This window comes from Methanoculleus horonobensis (assembly GCF_001602375.1).
GTDB classification, from domain to species: domain Archaea; phylum Halobacteriota; class Methanomicrobia; order Methanomicrobiales; family Methanoculleaceae; genus Methanoculleus; species Methanoculleus horonobensis.
This window is the reverse complement of sequence record NZ_BCNY01000015.1, coordinates 762,872-780,123: the sequence shown is the minus strand read 5'-3', so window position 1 is coordinate 780,123 and position 17,252 is coordinate 762,872. Positions and strand designations below refer to the sequence as shown.

Annotated in this window: 18 protein-coding genes, 1 tRNA gene and 1 pseudogene; 16 read left to right on the top strand and 4 right to left on the bottom strand. The window is 62.3% G+C overall.

Features of this window, described 5'->3' with window-relative positions:
* Positions 1–40 precede the first annotated feature (40 nt).
* Positions 41–463: a hypothetical protein gene (locus tag MCUHO_RS11645; RefSeq protein WP_067078529.1), complete on the top strand. Its 423-nt coding sequence runs from the start codon at positions 41–43 to the stop codon at positions 461–463.
* The gene (locus tag MCUHO_RS11640; protein ID WP_067078527.1) at positions 460–927 is read left to right on the top strand and encodes a DUF2240 family protein; all 468 of its coding nucleotides are present in this window, start codon (positions 460–462) and stop codon (positions 925–927) included. The genes MCUHO_RS11645 and MCUHO_RS11640 overlap by 4 nt, the downstream gene beginning before the upstream one ends.
* Before the next feature lie 32 nt (positions 928–959).
* On the opposite strand, the gene tsaA is transcribed toward MCUHO_RS11640, so the two are convergent.
* The 3 genes from tsaA to infB form a co-directional block, all read right to left on the bottom strand.
* The gene (gene tsaA, locus MCUHO_RS11635) at positions 960–1,517 is read right to left on the bottom strand and encodes a tRNA (N6-threonylcarbamoyladenosine(37)-N6)-methyltransferase TrmO (RefSeq protein ID WP_235808261.1); all 558 of its coding nucleotides are present in this window, start codon (positions 1,515–1,517) and stop codon (positions 960–962) included.
* Positions 1,518–1,832: 315 nt separating this feature from the next.
* Positions 1,833–2,231, bottom strand: coding sequence for a 30S ribosomal protein S6e (locus MCUHO_RS11630; protein ID WP_067078526.1), 399 nt, complete (start codon positions 2,229–2,231; stop codon positions 1,833–1,835).
* A 113-nt stretch (positions 2,232–2,344) separates the two neighbouring features.
* The gene (gene infB, locus MCUHO_RS11625; RefSeq protein WP_067078524.1) at positions 2,345–4,126 is read right to left on the bottom strand and encodes a translation initiation factor IF-2; all 1,782 of its coding nucleotides are present in this window, start codon (positions 4,124–4,126) and stop codon (positions 2,345–2,347) included.
* A gap of 442 nt (positions 4,127–4,568) precedes the next feature.
* Here infB and MCUHO_RS11620 point away from each other — a divergent pair.
* The 12 genes and pseudogenes from MCUHO_RS11620 (at position 4,569) to MCUHO_RS11570 (ending at position 12,960) form a co-directional block, all read left to right on the top strand.
* Positions 4,569–4,641, top strand: a tRNA-His gene (locus MCUHO_RS11620).
* Positions 4,642–4,956: 315 nt separating this feature from the next.
* The gene (locus MCUHO_RS11615) at positions 4,957–5,142 is read left to right on the top strand and encodes a hypothetical protein (RefSeq protein ID WP_067078523.1); all 186 of its coding nucleotides are present in this window, start codon (positions 4,957–4,959) and stop codon (positions 5,140–5,142) included.
* Positions 5,139–5,396, top strand: coding sequence for a type II toxin-antitoxin system HicA family toxin (locus MCUHO_RS11610; protein WP_067078522.1), 258 nt, complete (start codon positions 5,139–5,141; stop codon positions 5,394–5,396). The genes MCUHO_RS11615 and MCUHO_RS11610 overlap by 4 nt, the downstream gene beginning before the upstream one ends.
* Entirely contained in the window at positions 5,386–5,640 is a 255-nt protein-coding gene (locus MCUHO_RS11605) for a type II toxin-antitoxin system HicB family antitoxin (protein ID WP_067078521.1), read from the top strand. Before MCUHO_RS11610 ends, MCUHO_RS11605 begins: the two co-directional genes overlap by 11 nt.
* Before the next feature lie 174 nt (positions 5,641–5,814).
* A complete protein-coding gene (locus MCUHO_RS11600) occupies positions 5,815–6,093 on the top strand; it encodes a hypothetical protein (RefSeq protein WP_153020042.1) in 279 nt (92 codons plus the stop codon).
* Between the two features lie 51 nt (positions 6,094–6,144).
* Positions 6,145–6,267 carry a hypothetical protein gene (locus MCUHO_RS13080; RefSeq protein WP_268872795.1) on the top strand — a complete coding sequence of 41 codons (123 nt, stop codon included), beginning with the start codon at positions 6,145–6,147 and terminating at the stop codon, positions 6,265–6,267.
* Positions 6,268–6,363: 96 nt separating this feature from the next.
* Positions 6,364–7,752 (top strand): Nramp family divalent metal transporter, encoded by a 1,389-nt coding sequence (locus tag MCUHO_RS11595; RefSeq protein WP_067078518.1) that lies wholly within the window; start codon positions 6,364–6,366, stop codon positions 7,750–7,752.
* 213 nt (positions 7,753–7,965) lie between these two features.
* A complete protein-coding gene (locus MCUHO_RS11590; protein WP_067078516.1) occupies positions 7,966–8,940 on the top strand; it encodes a TIGR03885 family FMN-dependent LLM class oxidoreductase in 975 nt (324 codons plus the stop codon).
* 4 nt (positions 8,941–8,944) lie between these two features.
* Entirely contained in the window at positions 8,945–10,858 is a 1,914-nt protein-coding gene (locus MCUHO_RS11585; RefSeq protein WP_067078515.1) for a glycoside hydrolase family 15 protein, read from the top strand.
* A gap of 70 nt (positions 10,859–10,928) precedes the next feature.
* Positions 10,929–12,233 (top strand): serpin family protein, encoded by a 1,305-nt coding sequence (locus MCUHO_RS11580; RefSeq protein ID WP_067078513.1) that lies wholly within the window; start codon positions 10,929–10,931, stop codon positions 12,231–12,233.
* Between the two features lie 75 nt (positions 12,234–12,308).
* Entirely contained in the window at positions 12,309–12,602 is a 294-nt protein-coding gene (locus MCUHO_RS11575; protein ID WP_067078509.1) for a nucleotidyltransferase family protein, read from the top strand.
* A pseudogene (locus tag MCUHO_RS11570) lies at positions 12,595–12,960 on the top strand (HepT-like ribonuclease domain-containing protein). The gene MCUHO_RS11575 and the pseudogene MCUHO_RS11570 overlap by 8 nt, the downstream one beginning before the upstream one ends.
* 54 nt (positions 12,961–13,014) lie before the next feature.
* Here the strand turns inward: MCUHO_RS11570 and MCUHO_RS11565 are convergent.
* The gene (locus tag MCUHO_RS11565) at positions 13,015–13,767 is read right to left on the bottom strand and encodes a TrmB family transcriptional regulator (protein WP_067078507.1); all 753 of its coding nucleotides are present in this window, start codon (positions 13,765–13,767) and stop codon (positions 13,015–13,017) included.
* Between the two features lie 779 nt (positions 13,768–14,546).
* On the opposite strand from MCUHO_RS11565, the gene MCUHO_RS11560 reads away from it, so the two are divergent.
* Together MCUHO_RS11560 and MCUHO_RS11555 are read left to right on the top strand one after the other, a co-directional pair.
* Positions 14,547–14,966, top strand: a complete 420-nt coding sequence (locus tag MCUHO_RS11560; RefSeq protein ID WP_235808260.1) for a hypothetical protein — start codon at positions 14,547–14,549, stop codon at positions 14,964–14,966.
* A complete protein-coding gene (locus MCUHO_RS11555) occupies positions 14,963–17,221 on the top strand; it encodes an efflux RND transporter permease subunit (protein ID WP_067078502.1) in 2,259 nt (752 codons plus the stop codon). Before MCUHO_RS11560 ends, MCUHO_RS11555 begins: the two co-directional genes overlap by 4 nt.
* Positions 17,222–17,252: the final 31 nt, after the last annotated feature.

Sequence of the window (17,252 nt, the reverse complement as noted above, 5' to 3'; positions counted from 1 at the left end):
ATCACATTCTTTTTACCTTCCGCAGACCTCAGTTCTAGTGATGCGCAGGATATACCATCGGTTCCCTCAATCCATCGACCTCGACTTCGAGCTCAACCGGCCGTTCCGGGAAGTGCTTGCCTGTATAGCCCGGATGCATGACTCCCATACCACCGCACGGGGTGTCGACGGGCTCGTCAAGGAGCGGATGCTCGTCCAGATCGCAGACGGGCGGACGCAGTTTCTCGACCTGAACGACCTCGCGCCGCTCGCCGAGAAGGTCACGGAGGTGGCGGACTTCCGGGTCGACCTGCAGAGGACGCTGCTCACCCCTGAAAAGCGGCTCCCGGTCTCGGAGAACATCTTCTTCCTCCGGATCGTCGACAAAGGTGCGGTGACGGAGTGCTACATCGCGAAGGAGGGACGGCTCGGGGACCTGGACGCGATGGACCTGCGAACGATGCTCAAGGGTGCCTGCGAGTGAGTGTCAGGATTGCGGTTGCCGCGCCGTTCAAGCACATGCGTAAAGATCGGCTGCAGAAGAGCGAGTTCGTCTTCTACATCGCCATCGACCGGAAGTGGATGAACAAGGAGCAGGCAAACCAGCTCCTGGAGCGGGCGAAGGCTGAGGGACTCATCGAGGTGGACGGAGGATCCATCCGGCCGCTCTTCGATCTCGCCGAAGTCTCGATACCGCTCGGGTTCAAGCCCACCTCCGACGTCCTCGCAGCGGAGGAGAGCCCTTATGAGGAACTGATCGGGCGGATCGCCGCCGCGACGGAGAAGCCGCCCCAGGAGGTCGTCGCCGAACTCCACCGGATCGTCACCGACAACTTCGACGGGAACATCCGGGTGGAGGCGGCAGTGATCATCCTCGCGAAGAGATACGGGGTGGCGTTCGACGACAAACTGCCTGCCCTGGAGAGATCGATCGCGAAGTCGCGATAACATACTTTTTTTCACGCATCTTGAGGAAAGATTCACGCCCGGCGCTCGCCCACTTCGTTCATGAGCCGCTCCATCCACGCGGGGATCCGCACATCGCCGTTCGGGTACTGGGCCGGGACATAGGGCTTGATATCGATGATGGGACTGCCGTCGACGGCGTCGAGCCCGGTGACCTCGAGAACGTTCCCCCGCCGTGAGTGCAACCCGACAACGGTCGCGAGCACGGGGTTGGGACGGGCAGGGCTACAGGTCGAGAAGATCCCGGTCTTCGGGATATCCGTTCTGCCCATCGGGTGCACGCGGTCGACTGACCGGTCCTCTTCCGGCACCTTGTGCCCCCAGTACAGCACCGTGACGTGGGAGTACTCCTCGATGCCGTCAAGCAGCGCGATGCGGTTCTCTTCGATGACGATCTCCGATACTGCCTCTTTCACGCTCCTGACGTGATCCCTGCTCGCGTCCGGCCCTTCCCGCATCGCGATGCCGTCTCTCCCGGAGACGAGGAAGGGTTCCTGCACGCTGCTCCGGACAAAACCCACGGGGCGCAGGACCATGCCGCCGGATTCGGGCGATGTCATGTCCATGCCCATACGTTGGCACCCGTTCGCACCTTCGGTGCTCAAGCTCTGTTCCTGCGGAGCTTCGCCTCGCGAATAGTTGTACCGGAGGTGGCATACCGCCGTCCCAAAGGCAATCGTGCATGCCTGCGTCAGGAACCGGTTTGGAAGACCTCAACTCCTGCCGCCTCTGTGAGTGGAGGTGCGGGGCCGACCGGACGAGGCCGGCAAGGGGACGCCACGACTCACGGCGACGCTCAGCGAACCCTGGCGCGGCCGGTAGAACGACAGGAAATACGGGCGGATCGACCCGGGAAAATAGCGTTTTAGAAAAGATCGGGGGCGGATTTATTCAGCCGCCGCCTCGGGCTGGCTGAAGTATTCTGCCAGGGGCTTTGCACCGCTCTGCTTCACGGCGGCGTTGATCTGGACGGTGTCAGCGCTGATCTCGTTGCCCCGCACCGACTTCCTGCGGCGTTCCCCGTCCATGGCCGGGTGGAACCCGACACCCTTGGAGAGGAGGAGCCTTCTCCGGGATGGGCCGGGAAGGTCGCGGCGTGAGGGAATACCGGTCTTGTCCGTAGCGCCGGTGATCCGGATCGTGTAGCCCGCAAAGCCGAGGATGTCCCCGTTGATCTCGTCGCTGATGCGCTTGCCGATGAATGCTCCGGCGGTGGGGCCGGTCGCATCGATCTTATATGAACGCCCGGTCTCCGGGTCTGATAGGATGATTTTGAAATCTGCCATGTTGACGACTCCTTCGAAGGTACCTATACAATTTGAGAATATGGTATTAAAAGACTACCTCTGCAGGGTTGGAGGGGGGCGAGCGGGAGAGACCCGCACGTTCCCCGAACGGGTCACTTCCCCCAGAAGGGGTCTTCCCGGCGCTTAAGGGTGGTGAACTCCTCCAGGGTCTCGCGCAGACTCGGGCTTAAGTGATCGAACATCTCCCGCTCGATCACCTTCACGTGCCGCTCCGGGATATCCACGTAGAGGTCGTCGTCGACGTTGATCTGGCGGCCGACCGTCGGCCCTTCGATCGAGATCGCCACCTCCTTGCCCGCCTCGGCCTCCTGAACCGACTCGTTCTTCGCCTGGATCTGCTTGATGCGACCGACCTTTTTGCCGTTCGGGAGGGCGAGATCGACCCCGCTCTGGAGTTTCCCGCCGAGGATCCGAACACCGACCACCGCCGGGTTGCTCTGCCGGAAGACGCAGTTCGGGAGGATCCGGATCTTGGCGGGCATGATCACCTTCTCGAACTTCTGCCGTTCGAACTCCTGCTTCTTCTCGTCGCTCCACTCGACGTAGTCGTCGATGAGCTGGTAGATGACCCCGCCCTCGAATATGCTGACGTGGGACATCGCCGAATCCGCAAGGGCGTCGACTGCGTCCGGCAGGACGGGGGTGTTGAAGGCGATGAGCGCGCTGTAGAGGGGGTCTTTGATCGTTCCCGCCTCGATGACGTCATGGCGGGTGACCGGCCCCACGGTCGCCCGCATCACCTGGATCTGGTGACTTTCGAGTTCCTTCGAGAGCGCTTCGAGGGCACCGATGGTGTCCGCCCGGATGATGACGCCGACATCGGAGAGGTTCACCTCGATGTCCTGAACCTCGTGGCGAACGCGCTCAATCACCTCGTCCCGGTTGCCGCCGCGGACGACGCGGAGAGGGGAGCCCGCGATGACCCCGTCGAGTTTCGGGGCGGCGACCTTGATACCCGCTGCGGCGGTGATGGACTTGACGCGCTCGAACCGCTCCTCGATCAGGATCTCGCTCATCGGGCGGGGCTTTAAGAGGGAGCGCACTTTCGTCTCGATGATCTGGTCGTTCCCCGCGACGACGATCTCGTCCCCGACCTTGAGGGTGCCGTCGTAGAGGATCAGATCAAGCGTCATCCCGAGCCCCCGCTCCTCCTTCACCTCGAGCACGGTGCCGGCGCCGGGACCTTCGGCGCTGACCTTGAGGCTCTCGGTCATGTAGCGCTGGGCAAGCCCGATCAGAACCATGAGGATGTCGGGAAGGCCTTCCCCGGTGATGGCGCTCGTCGGGACGATGCAGATGTTTCGCGCGAAGTCCGAGACCCGGTCGAACCGCTCGGAGTTGAACCCGAGGTCGGAGAGTTTGCCGACGAGTTCATACACCTTCGTCTCGACCATACCCTGGACGCGCTCGTTCTGCTGCGCAAACGTCTTCAAGAACGGCTGATTCTCCTGGACGCGCCAGCCGTGGATGCGGTCGACCTTGTTTGCCGCGATGACGAACGGCGTCTTGTAGTTGCGCAGGATCTGGAGCGCCTCGATCGTCTGTGGGCGGAAGCCCTCGTTGATGTCCACCACGACGATCGCCATGTCGGCAAGCGCCCCGCCGCGCGCACGAAGGGTGGTGAAGGCGTGGTGCCCGGGGGTGTCGATGAAGAGGAGGCCCGGGACATTGACGCTGATCTTGCTCAGGGCCCCGCCCATGCGGGTGACTGCATCGATGGGAACAAGTGTGGCGCCGATATGCTGTGTAATCGCGCCTTCTTCGGTAGATACCACGGACGAGCCCCGGATCCGGTCAAGGAGCGATGTCTTGCCGTGATCTACGTGGCCCATCACGCAGACGATGGGGGTCCTGATCGTTGATTCCTTTGCCATGATAATCACCTTCCGGTATATACTGTATGGACGAATAAACCCGAAAAAATCCCGAGATATTGGTCGCTTTTCCTGAATCACACCAGAGTCGGGGTGATTCCCCTACCCCCGGGGCGTCGCTCGGCGCCCGGAACACTGGTACGTTATAGAACATGGCGTCTATTAATAATTCACCTCGCCGATTCACACCTTCGGCGCTCAAACTCTGGATGTTCCATCTGTCGTTCCCCGAAGATCTTCGGTCTTCTCATGCTCCGGACGCTCGCACCCGGGGGTGCTCGAGCTTTGTTCCCGGCGGAACGTCGCTACTCTCACCTGAGGGTGCTCAACGCTCCCGCCCTCTGGCCAGCCGTGTGTCCGTGACCCCCGAGACGGCGTCTGATGCCGGCACAGTGAAGAGATACCTTAATCAAATCCGACTACCAACTATAATGAGTACCTTGCCAGGGTGGGGTAGTCGGTTATCCTAAGGGACTGTGGATCCCTCGACCCGGGTTCGAATCTCGGCCCTGGCCTTCTTATTTCCCTCACAACTGCTTACCGTGATTTCTGCAGGAGATATAAGCATCTGCTGCCTGGATTAGTTTGAATCGGCTATTCCTCAAGAACGCCTATCCATCCAGGCCCTCCAAATAGCCTTCAAAGACTGTCGAACATCGGCAGGATTCTCCGATCCCGGGTATTGCGCCGTAAAATTGTCATACACCATGCCAGGGGTGCTGCTAGATGTACTTGTTCACTTTCACCCTGACCACGGCGCGGGTTCATATAACCGCTCTCTAATTGCTTACACATGAGGCAGAGAGACTCATCGCTACAACCAGACGCTCTTGCGCGACCGCGAGGTCTTCGAGTTCACCCATATACCAGACAAACTCCACCGCTGCGACGGGGTGGATACGCAGGAGGCGATAAGCAAGGGCGTGCTCAAGAACCTGGAGCTCGTGCGGATGCTGCAGAACGAGTTGATCGAGGAGAAGATCAGGCGAGGTGAACTGCAAGGGTGCTCCGCATGAACCGGCGTGAAATCTACGAGCATCTGAAGCACAACCCGAAGAACGTGCGGTTCGAAGACCTCTGCCGTGCGGCGGAGACCTTTGGGTTTCACCGGAAGGGCGGGAAAGGCAGTCACATTGTTTACATGCGCGACGGGATTCCTGAGATCCTCAACTTCCAGAACGTGAAGGGTAAAGCAAAGCCGTACCAGGTAAGACAACTTCTTAAGATCATTGAGCACTATACTCTGTTGGAGGGCGAAGATGCCGCATAAATACGCGATTGAGATCTTCTTCAGCGACGAGGACGAGGGGTTCATCGCCGTCGTCCCGGAGCTTCCCGGCTGCTCCGCGTTCGGCGAGACCGAAGAGGAGGCACTCCGCGAAGTAAAGGTGGCTATCGACCTCTGGCTCGAAACCGCCCGGGAAGAAGGGCGGGAGATCCCGGAGCCGAGCGGCCGAGAGCATTTACGGGACATTCTTGCGGGAAAGGGCGTTGCCCGCGAGCAGATGGTGTGATAACTCTTTTTGAGGGATGGGAAGGGGTCTCTCCTCTCAAACAATTCGGCACCTTCAGGTATCAAGCACTAACGCTATTCTACAGGGCGGACAGGCACACGCAATAGCCCTGCAACACTCAGTTCAGCAATAACCAGAGCAGCCCAGAGATACGTCCACCTAGAAGGGAGATACATGAGCGATCCTGTTTATCTCGTCTCAGAAGACGACACTCTGGTACCAATGAGGAGACGCTCTACGAGTATGAGGCTGATCTGCAGGGGCTCGTTCACCGACGAAAAGACGCTTCGAGAGTTCTTCCGTATGCTCAACGCGATCCCCGGTGTTCAGGTACCTGGTGATGGACATCCCCCTCTCCCCAGGATTCCACTCCGCGCCCTGATAGATGAAACAGGGTATCGGGAGTTCATTGAGGCTGTAGAGTGGGCGTATCAGAATCTCGGGCAGCAGTGATCACGTAGCCGGATCGCCCCGGTATACATCAGTCGCCGACCTGTCCCGGATATGCCGCAGCTACCCAGGTGCTGGCAGGTCGCCGGCGGTATCGTTGCATACATCTGGGCCCGGCTCTTCATCAAGCGGCTCTCCGACGGCACTTCTCCGGGACAGCCCGCAGCCGCCGCCTGAGAACAACCCCACTTTTTCCCACCGGGCCCGGCCTCCGCGGGTCAGGTCACCGCGGCAAGACTTATGTATGCCCGGACCCTGCAGGGCAGAATGCCCATGGCAGACGAAGACCGGACCATTGTCCCCCCGGCCCCCAGAGGACGGGAGGCCCTTGCATGGATGGGGCCCGCGATCATCTGGATGATCTCCGCCATCGCGACCGGAGAGCTCCTCTTCACCCCGAGAATCGCCTCCCTCTACGGCTACTCCGTCCTCTGGGCGCTCATCCTTGCGATATTTTTAAAGACGGTGCTCTCGATCGAGATCGGGCGTTACGCGGTCGTGACGGGAGGCTCGCTCCTGCAGGGGATCAAGAACCTCCCCGGGCCGGCGAACTGGGGCGTCTGGGTCATCGTGATCCCCCAGCTCCTGGTTGCGGTCACGACCATCACCGGGATGGCGGGGGCCGCGAGTTCCGCGATCATCATCGCCCTTCCCGGGAGTTTCACGGTATGGGCGGCCATAGTCCTCCTGGTCTCCATCCTCCTCGTCTTCTTCGGCAGATACCAGGGTGTTGAACGGACATCCATCGTGATGGCACTCGCGATCATCGTCGCCCTGGTGACCACCGCCGGTATCGTCTTCCCCGGCATCGTGCCGCTCGCCGCCGGCCTCGCGCCGACCCTTCCCCCCGACGTCGAGTTCGCCGAACTCCTCCCGTGGCTCGGGTTCGTGATGTCCGGGGCTGCGGGTCTCGTCTGGTACTCCTACTGGCTCACCGCCCGGGGGTACGGCTCCGCCTATTACACCGTCCACAGGCAAGGCGGGGAGGAGCGGGTCATCGAGGAGGAAGGCCTGCCGGAGATCGCGCACCTCTCCCGGGGCGAGAAGGACTACATGCGGGGCTGGCTCCGGCTCATGACCATATCCACGACCGTCGCTGCGGGCATCGTCCTCCTCCTGCTCGTCGCGCTCCTCATCCTGGGAACCGAACTCCTCCGGCCGGAGGGCCTTCTCCCCGAAGGGCCCGAGGTGACGGCGGTCCTCTCGGTGCTCCTCGGGGACGTCTGGGGGCCACCGGGCGCCTGGTTGATGATCCTTGCCGCGTTCTTCGCCTTCTGGAGCACCCTCGTCGCCAACCTCGACGGCTGGACCAGGATGCTCGGCCAGGGGTCGATCTTCATCGCCCGGCAGGTGAAGGCGGCCGGGCGATGGGTCTCGATGCGGTTCTACCGCTACGTCTACCTGCTCGGGCTGATGGGGATCCTGCCGCTCATCCTGGTTATCGTGCGGCTCGAACCGGTGACCGCTCTTGCCATCGCAGGGATCATCGAGGCGATCCAGATCCCGGTGGTCGCCTTCATGACGATCTACCTGAACCGGCGGATGCTCCCGGTCGAGTTCCGCCCGTCCTTCTTCGTCACCATCCTGACGTTTGCCGTGGGCGTATTCTTTGCGGCCTTCTCGGCCTACTATATCTACATCGAGTTCCTGGGACCGGCCTGAACCCCCCGCGCCCCGGGTAGGAGAGGTGACGGCTGCTCCTGATTCGGAAGACGAACGGGTATATCCCGGCCATCGCATCGGCCCGAACGGAAGCGTTATCGATCGGACATGAGAATCTGTCGCCGGAGGTGCGGGCGGCAGGTACGTTTTAAGTATCCTCACCTCCAGTCTGCCCACCGGTTCGCGGGAAGAACCGGCACGGAGGCGGCATCAATGGCAGAATCAACGGTGACGGTAGGATATCACGCATCGCACGAGCAGTTTCCTCCCGGGTTGCTGCTGGATCTTGCGAAACGTGCTGAGACAGCCGGATTTCGCGGCATCCTCTCCTCCGACCACTTCAACCCCTGGACTCCCGCCCAGGGGGAGAGCGGGTTTGCCTGGTCATGGCTCGGCGCGGCGCTCCAGGCGACCGCCCTTCCGGCAGGGGTGGTCTGTGCCCCGGGCTACCGCTACCACCCGGCAATCATTGCCCAGGCGGCGGCGACGCTCGCCGAGATGTTCCCCGGCCGGTTCTGGGTAGCCGTCGGGAGCGGCCAGGCCCTCAACGAGAGCATCGCGGGCGAGGTCTGGCCGGAGAAGCAGGAGCGAAACGACCGGCTTCTCGCGTCCGCCACCATCATCAGAAGGCTCTGGGCGGGGGAGACGGTCACGGCCGACGTCCCGGTCAGAACTGTCTCGGCACGCCTCTACACCCGGCCGCCCGAACCGCCGCTTCTCGTCGGCGCGGCCCTGACGCCTGCGACCGCGGAATGGGTCGGCGGATGGGCGGACGGCCTCATCACCGTCGCGATGCCGAAACGCGAACTCGCAGAGGTCGCCGGGGCGTTCCGCCGCGGGGGAGGGGAGGGAAAACCGATGCACCTCAAGGTAGATCTCTCCTACGCGCGGGACGACGACGAGGCGCGAACCGGCGCATGGGATCAGTGGCGGGCGAACGTCTTTCCGGCGACGGTGCTCGAGACCCTCCGGGAGCCGGGAGAGTTCGAGGCGATGGGGGAGTTCGCCGAACCTGCAAAGGTCTTTGGAAAGATCCGTGTCTCGGCCGACCTGGAGGAGCATCTCCGGTGGCTCAACGACGACATCGATCTCGGTTTTTCGCACCTTTTCCTCCACAACGTGAACCGGGGCCAGGTCGAGTTCATCGAGGACTTCGGGCGCGAGGTTCTCCCCGCGCTGACCGGGTGACCGTATGCGGGACGAAGGCTACAAACCCATCGCCGACTACGCCGTCATCGGGAACCTCCGGACGGCGGCGCTCGTCGGAACGGACGGCTCTATCGACTGGTGCTGCTACCCCTACCTCGACCGGACAAGCGTCTTTGCCGCACTGCTCGACGCCCGGCTCGGCGGCAGGTTTCGGGTCTCCGTCCCGGAGGTAGAACGGGGGAGACAGCAGTACATCGAGGACACCAACATCCTCGTGACCAGGTTCTCCAATGAAGCGGGGACGCTCGTGGTGACCGACCTGATGCCGCTGTTTGGGAGCATCAGGGGACGCGGGGGGTCGTTCGCCCCGCCCGAGCTCTACCGTATCCTCGACTGCGAGGAGGGCGCCGTGGAGGTGGCGGTGGAGTGGTCGCCCCGGTTCGATTATGCCCGGGGGACGACCGAGATCGAGCGTGTCCCAAACGGCTGGATGGCAACCGACGGAAGGGACGACATGACTCTCTTCGGCACACAAGAGGGCGAGGTGGCCGAGGAGGCGGACGGCCATACCCTCCTGGCGGCGTTCCCAATGCGGGCAGGAGAACGGCGCGTCCTGATCGCACGGTGGGGAACCGAAGACCTGACCTACGTGCCGGAGCAGGCGGAGGCCATCGTAGAGAAGACAGGAGAGGTCTGGCAGGCGTGGGCTCACGGGAGCGAGCCCCTCCACAACGAAGAATGGGCGGACGGCCTGCTCCCCCTGCTCGTCAGATCGGAACTCGTCCTCAAACTGCTGACGAACGCCGCGACGGGAGCGATCACCGCCGCGCCGACGACGTCGCTCCCCGAGGATATCGGGGGCGTGCGGAACTGGGACTACCGGTTCTCCTGGATCCGCGACTCGGCCATGACGGCGCAGGCGCTCATCGCTCTCGGGCATGACGAGGAGGCGATCGATCTCCTCGCCTGGATGGAGCGAGTTTCGGAGATACATGCCGAAGAAGGGCCGGGGCTCCATCTCATGTACAGCATCCACGGGTGGACCGACCTCGATGAAGAGGAACTTCCCCACCTCGAGGGCTACCGGGGTTCGCGCCCGGTCAGGATCGGGAACGGCGCCGCCAAACAGCTCCAGCTCGAGATCTACGGGGAACTCCTCAACACCGCGTACGAGCTCCTCCGGCGGGGGTACGAACTCCCGGAGAAGGAGATGGCGTTCCTCTCCAGGGTCGCGGACGAGGCATGCTCCCTCCGGAAAGAACCCGACCACGGGATCTGGGAGATCCGGGGCGAGGAGCGCCACTATGTCTACTCGAAGGTGATGCTCTGGGTGGCCCTCGACCGGGCGGTTCACCTCGTCGACCGATACGGTCTCCAGGGGGACAAAAAGCGGTGGGCGCGAGGCGCTACGGCAATAAAACGGCAGATCCTCGAACAGGGCTACGATGCGGAGGTGGGCGCGTTCGTCCAGTCGTATGGGTCGAAGGATCTGGATGCCGCGAACCTCCGTATCGGGCTGCTCGAGTTCCTCCCCTTTGATGATGAGCGGGTCCAGGGGACGATCGACGCGACGATGGAGGGGCTGATGGAGAACGGTCTTGTCTACCGCTACCGGGTGGACGACGGCATTCCCGGGGAAGAAGGCGCGTTCGGCCTCTGCACGTTCTGGCTCATCGACTGCCTCGCACTCTCGGGCCGGGTCGGGGAGGCGCAACCGCTCTTTCAGAGGATGGTAGACCGCGCGAACCACGTGGGCCTCTACCCCGAGCAGTTCGACCCGGCGACGGGAGAGTTCCTCGGCAACTTCCCCCAGGCATTCACGCATATCGGCCTTGTCAACAGCGCTCTCTACCTTGCCTACGCCGAAGGAAAACCGATTCCGGGACACGCACCCATAGGGACACCGGAGCACCGTGCGGAACTCGAAGGGGGGCGCGTCCAGAAGATGCCCGTCTGAGGGGGCAAGACTTCGAAGACGTTCGTCGTTAACGCCAGGCATAATTATCCGGTGTGCCATATCACACAGCATGAACAGAAGGATCAGCGGCCTGCTGCTTCTCGCAGGCCTCATCGTGATCGGCTGCATCGTTGCCGGGTGCACCGATACGCCGCAAACCACGTCCGGGCAGTCGGCCCCTCCCGCCGGGCAGGAGACGCCGGGGCCGGTTGCGGAAGGCACAGGCAACGTCTCGGCGGGGAACAACCGGTTCGCGGCCGACCTCTACCGGCACCTCGCGAGCGACCCGGGGAATGCGGGCAAGAACATCTTCTTCTCGCCCTACAGCATCTCCTCGGCCCTCGCGATCACCTACGAGGGCGCCCGGGGCACGACCGCCGACGAGATCGGGTCGGTGCTCCACCTGCCACAGAACGAGACCCTCCGGCGGGCAGGGTTTGCCGGGCTCGACGCCGTCCTGAACGACGGGGACGAGACCTACACCCTCCGCACCGCAAACGCCCTCTGGGCGGAGGAGACATACCCGTTCCTCCCGGGATACGTCGATACGGCCGCCCGGCGGTACTCGGCAAACGTGACGAACCTCGACTTCATCGGCGATACCGAAGCGTCCCGCGAGACGATCAACCGCTGGGTAGAGGAGAAGACCGAGAATAAGATCCGCGACCTCCTCCCGCCCGGCTCGGTCAACCCGATGACCCGGCTCGTGATCACGAACGCGATCTACTTCAAGGGCACCTGGGTCAAGCAGTTCGACCCAGCCGAGACGACCGATGAGGAGTTCAAGGTCGCTCCGGGCGAGACGGTGCGGGTACCGATGATGCACCGGACAGACGAGGATGCAATCTACGGATATGCCGAGACCAAGACCCTCCAGGCGCTCAGGATGCCGTATGCGCACGGGAACGGAACCGAACTCTCGATGCTCGTCCTCCTCCCGCGGGATGACAACCTGACGGCGGCAGAGGAGGCGCTGGATGCGGGGACACTCGCCGAACTCCGGAAAACGCTCGCCGACCGGCGCGTCAGGGTCGTCTTCCCGAAGTTCACGCTTGAGACGACGTACAGCCTCCCACAGGCGCTCGCCGCGATGGGGATGCCGACGGCGTTCTCCGGCGATGCCGACTTCTCGGGGATGGACGGCACTGACATGCTCTTCATCAGCGAGGTCGTCCACAAGGTATTCGTCGACGTGAACGAGGAGGGCACCGAGGCCGCGGCGGCGACCGGCGTCGTCATGAACATAAAGAGCGCGCCCGGCGGGGACACAACGCCCGTCTTCCGGGCGGACCACCCGTTTGTCTTCCTCATCGTCGAGGAGGGTTCCGGCACGATTCTCTTTGCAGGGCGGGTCGTGAACCCGGAGAGCGCGTAAGGGGGCGGCGGCGGCCGGCCGCCCTCCCCTCTTGCAGCAACTCATTAATGCCTCCCTGACAGAATACCAGTAACCATGCGGTCCCGGGAAGAGATCTTCGCGATTCTGCAACGGCTCAGGGATGAACTCTCCACGCGGTTCTCGGTCAGCCGGATCGGTATCTTCGGCTCGGTCGCACGCGGTGAGCAGACCGAGACAAGCGATATCGACATCCTCGTCGAGTTCTCCCGACCGGTTGGGTTCTTCACCTTCGTCGAACTCGAGGAGTATTTATCGCTCCATCTCGGCGCTCCCGTTGACCTGGTGACGCCTGACGCCCTTAAGCCACTTATCCGTGAGCGGGTAGCCGCCGAGGTTGCGTATGCCTGAACGCTCGGAGATCCGCCTCCTCTGCAGCGACATCACCGAGGCTGTCGAACGCATCTTCCGGTATACCACAGGCATGACCTACGGTGAGTTTCTCGCCGACACAAAGACACAGGACGCAGTCACAAGAAACCTGGAGATCCTCGGAGAGGCGGTTAAGAACCTCCCGGGACCGTTCAAAGAACAATATCCTGAAGTCCCGTGACGCTTCATCGCTGGAATGCGGGACAAACTTATTCATCACTACTTCGGCGTCAGCCTTGAGATCGTCTGGGAAACGGCACGTTCCGACATACCGGCACTTCGCGAACGGCTAAAGGTAGTCCGCGTCCCCGACAGGCAGAACGAGAAGCCACCGTGAAGGCGATGCATGCGGTTACCGAACGTTATCCGGGCAGGTCACCGCTCGTGCCCCTCACGCCCCGGTGAGCCGCTCGACGATCGTCTTCTGCATGTAACCGATGATCGGCATATCCGATCCGATCACCGCGTGCCGCCCGGACCCCACCGTGGCGATGACGAAGAAGTCACGACCGTCGACCAATAGCGCGCACTCATCTCTTCTCTGGCCCATTACGGACTCGTTCACCGCCGGAGTTTCAAGGAGCTCGAGCACGGTTCCCCTGGCCTCGTATATAGGGAGGCTGATGCCGGCATAATCCCCCTTCTCCCGCACGACCACGAAGAGGTTTATCTTGCGCTCGAGCGGCTTGATGGCCGCATAGTGTTTCCGGAGGAATTCCGGATCGTAGCAGAGGATCACCATGCTCTTCTTTACCCGGCGGAAGAGCGAGGAGAGATGGTTCTCGATTGCCCAGCCGCTCCTGAGGATGAAGAACGAGTCGGGCGGGAGACGCGGTTTGACCGAGAGGCTCTTGAGCGCCTCGCGGGTCTCGTCGAGGGCGCGGATGTAGTCCTCTTTGAGCCGGTCGAAGACCACGTCGATCTCGAGCACGTAGTAGGAGGTGGGGGATCCCTCTTCAACCGCGATGAAACCCCGGCGGGCAAGGTCATTTAAGATCTCATAGATCCGTCCCCGGGGGACTCCGCTTGCCTCGTGAATGTCCCGTGCGGTCGCCTTCTGCAGCCCGACGAGCGTGGAGTAGACGCTTGCCTCGTATTCGTTCATCCCGAGAGCCCGGAGCCCGGGCACTATTTCCGCAACCATTGCACCTCCGTTTGGTTGCAACACACTTATGAGTTGCGACGAGATACGGATATACCGGCGAGAGAGGGTTCGACTCTCCTCGCAAGGCTGCCCTTCACCGGAGCAGCCTCCTGCCAGAAACCGGAGTCACACCGTCTGTGATTCGGGCCCTGCAGAACGTGCCGGGGCGCCCGGCCGGGCATACTCACCTTCGGAAGAAGGCCGTTCCGCAAGGACGAACGGGAGCAGCATAGAAGAGCGATACCACCAGAACAGATGCTCGCATGTATCTTCCCTCCGAAAACCGGGAGAACCATCGCCGGCAGGCCCTGGAGCGTATCCAGCGGCAACGGACGAGCGGGGGCCGGGTGTGGCTGAGCCGTCGCCCGAACCACCCGTCTCCCGGGCAACGGGCAGCCTCTGCCTTTCGCAGGTACTCGATCGCAGCGGCCTTGCTGGTGCCCGGTTTTCCCGCGAACGCGAACCGCTGGCGCATGATCTTTTGGGGATACTCGTAGCAGCCACGGCGCCTCGCCGCAATCAAAAGTTCTCTCTGCCTCCGGCGTTGAGGCCCGGGAGCGCCCCGTTCCCGGAGAAAATGGCCTCCTTGAAGATGACATTTCGTACCTCTTTGTAAGTGGAGATGAGGTGGAGAACTTCGTTCAGGTTCCCGCCGTCGCCGATACCGGTGTAGACATGCAGATCGCAGAACCTGTCCCCGCCGGAGTTGCAGCAGGTTCATATCCTGTCCCTTAAAAACACTACCTCCAGCAAGAGAGTCACTTATCACGAGGAGAGACGTGAACTGCGCAACCACCTGTAATACCGGATCCTGCCGGGGTTCCCGGGAATCACCGTGCAGAAGACCGGTTTATCGCAAAAAATCCTGCAAAGAGCCGCGTATCGAGGAGACCGACCAGGTCTGGATCGAGGCGGGATTCATCCCCCCGCCGGACTGCCGGCGGGCTGTAGCCCTGTTGCACCGTCTCGCCATGGATGAAGAGTCCGCAGCGTCCCTGCTCTCGTCCGTCCTCATGACAATGGTTACATCCGGGGAGGGCGGCCACGGCTACCGGATCCTCAACCCCGCAAGACTCCGGGACATGGCAAAAGATTACGGGATCGAGCCCGCCGGCAGGAGCGATGGCGAGATTGCTCACGCGGTGACCATTGCGATCATCGGGGAGTACGGGGAGAAGGCGGCGGAGGAGCACGTATGAAGAACCCCTACGAGTGGCTTGCCGCCGCGATCAACAACCGTACCTGGACCGTCGTCGGGGTCGCCGCCGCCATATTCATCCTGGCGTGCTTCGGGCTCTCGATGGTCTCGATGGAGACCGGTGACGACGCCTACCTGGACAAGAGCACCCCCCGCGGCGCGCTCCTCGCCCACTACGCCGAAACCTACGGCTCCGACGCGATCATGCTCATCTACGAGACGGACAGCGTCCGGAGTCCGGAGATTCTCGGGTACATCGACCATCTCCAGGAAGACCTCAGGAACGAACGCTACGTAGATTCCGTCTCCGGCGTCGTCGACCTCCTGAAACAGGCGAACGACGGCACCCTCCCGTCGTCCAAGGCTGAGATCGATGCGATCATCGGCCAGGCTCCACCCGAGATGGTCGAGAGGATGCTGCCCTCTGACCTGATGACGATCAGCGTCATCAACCTCGAACCGGGGGTCTCCATGGAGGCGCAGCAACAGGTTGTCGGGAGCATCAAGTCCATCATCGCCATATCGGAGCCCCCAGCAGGGCTCACGGTCACGGTATCCGGCAACCCTGCGTTCTCGCTGGAGATGGGCGAGGCGATGGGATCCGAGACGGGCATGCTGATCCTGGTGGCCATGATCTTGATGGTTCTCGCGGTGATGCTCCTCTTCTCCCACGTTCGCTACCGCCTTCTCCCGGTCGGGATCGTGGCCGTGGGGCTGATCATGACCTTCGGGTTCATGGGTCTCTTCGGCATTCCCATCAGCATGGTGGTGGTCGGGGCGTTCCCGGTACTCATCGGGATCGGGATCGATTACGCGATCCAGCTCCACGCACGGTTCGACGAGGAGATTCAGAGCAAACCGACTGCAGAGGCCGTATGGGCCACCGTTACCCAGATGGGGCCGTCGATCCTGATCGCGATGTCGGCGACGGCGCTCGGGTTCATCGCGATGTTCTTTGCGCCGGTACCGATGGTGGCCGATTTCGGGATGGTCTGCACCATCGGGGTCGTCTCCTGCTACATCGCGGCGCTGATCATCGTCCCGGTCTTTGCGATCGTCACCCGTTATCGGCCGAGGAAGGAGGCCGCAGCCGCCGGAACCGAACCGGCGAAGGGAGAATCCACCATCGAGCGATACGACCGTCTTCTCGGGCGGCTCGCCTACACCGTCGCAAAATACCCGATCCCCGTCATCATGCTCTTTGCGGTTGTGGCGGCAGGAGGGTTCTACCTCGACCAGAGCGTCCCCGTCAGCGCGGACGAGAAGACCTTCGTCCCCGGCGATATGCCCGCCCTTCTTTCCCTCGAAAAACTCACCCGGGTCATGGGTTCGACGAGCACCATCCCCGTCATCGTGCTCGCGGACGACGTACTCTCTCCGGAGACGCTCGCCTGGATAGATCGGTTCGGGGTCTACGAGCAGGAGCATAATGACAAGATCACGGGCGTCACGAGCATCGCGACCCTGGTCCGCGAGTACAACAACGGGGTACTCCCCTCGACCGAGAGGGAGGTCGACAACGTCATTGCCCGGATCCCGGAATCGACCCTGAAACGCTACCTCAACGGGAATCTGGAAGCGGTGCTCGAGTTTTCGACGGTTGATATGGAGATGAGCGTCGCCCGCGGCCTCGTCGAGAGGGTACAGAGCGACGTCGCGTGGAACAACCCGCCGGCCGGCGTGACGGTGAAGATCACCGGCCAGATGGAGATGTTTGCCGCCGTCATGGACGACATCAGCGAGTCCAGGGTGTATATGACCCTGCTCGGGTTCGCCTTCATCCTCGGCTTCCTGATTCTCGTCTACCGGAAGTTCGGCGCCGTCTCGCCGGTCATTCCGATCGTCTTCATCGTGGGCTGGAACGGCGCGATCATGTACCTCCTCGGCCTCGAATATACACCGCTGACCGCCGTCCTCGGTTCGATGACGATCGGCGTCGCGTCCGAGTACACCATCCTGATCATGGAGCGGTGTGAGGAGGAACTCGCCCGGGGCATGGAGTTCCTCGATGCAATTCAGACCGCCGTGCAGAAGATCGGGACGGCCATCACGGTATCGGGGCTGACGACGGTCTTCGGGTTCTCGGCGCTCACGTTCTCGACGTTCAACATCATCAGCAACTTCGGGATCGTGACGGTCATATCGGTCGGGTTCTCGCTCGTGGGCGCAATCGTCGTCATGCCGGCGATCCTCGCGCTGATGTACCGCTTCACCGGGCGATCCCGGGCGATAGCAGCGGCCGGGGCTCAGGAGTAACCTCTCCGTCACCCCCCCTTTCTGAGAAGGC

Coding starts and splice junctions, on each gene's coding strand:
- MCUHO_RS11645 (WP_067078529.1), top strand. CDS start 41: ATGCGCAGGATATACCATCGGTTCCCTCAATCCATCGACCTCGACTTC.
- tsaA (WP_235808261.1), bottom strand. CDS start 1,517: ATGGGCATGGACATGACATCGCCCGAATCCGGCGGCATGGTCCTGCGC.
- MCUHO_RS11630 (WP_067078526.1), bottom strand. CDS start 2,231: ATGGCAGATTTCAAAATCATCCTATCAGACCCGGAGACCGGGCGTTCA.
- infB (WP_067078524.1), bottom strand. CDS start 4,126: ATGGCAAAGGAATCAACGATCAGGACCCCCATCGTCTGCGTGATGGGC.
- MCUHO_RS11610 (WP_067078522.1), top strand. CDS start 5,139: ATGAACCGGCGTGAAATCTACGAGCATCTGAAGCACAACCCGAAGAAC.
- MCUHO_RS11605 (WP_067078521.1), top strand. CDS start 5,386: ATGCCGCATAAATACGCGATTGAGATCTTCTTCAGCGACGAGGACGAG.
- MCUHO_RS11600 (WP_153020042.1), top strand. CDS start 5,815: ATGAGCGATCCTGTTTATCTCGTCTCAGAAGACGACACTCTGGTACCA.
- MCUHO_RS13080 (WP_268872795.1), top strand. CDS start 6,145: ATGCCGCAGCTACCCAGGTGCTGGCAGGTCGCCGGCGGTATCGTTGCA.
- MCUHO_RS11595 (WP_067078518.1), top strand. CDS start 6,364: ATGGCAGACGAAGACCGGACCATTGTCCCCCCGGCCCCCAGAGGACGG.
- MCUHO_RS11590 (WP_067078516.1), top strand. CDS start 7,966: ATGGCAGAATCAACGGTGACGGTAGGATATCACGCATCGCACGAGCAG.
- MCUHO_RS11585 (WP_067078515.1), top strand. CDS start 8,945: ATGCGGGACGAAGGCTACAAACCCATCGCCGACTACGCCGTCATCGGG.
- MCUHO_RS11580 (WP_067078513.1), top strand. CDS start 10,929: ATGAACAGAAGGATCAGCGGCCTGCTGCTTCTCGCAGGCCTCATCGTG.
- MCUHO_RS11575 (WP_067078509.1), top strand. CDS start 12,309: ATGCGGTCCCGGGAAGAGATCTTCGCGATTCTGCAACGGCTCAGGGAT.
- MCUHO_RS11565 (WP_067078507.1), bottom strand. CDS start 13,767: ATGGTTGCGGAAATAGTGCCCGGGCTCCGGGCTCTCGGGATGAACGAA.
- MCUHO_RS11555 (WP_067078502.1), top strand. CDS start 14,963: ATGAAGAACCCCTACGAGTGGCTTGCCGCCGCGATCAACAACCGTACC.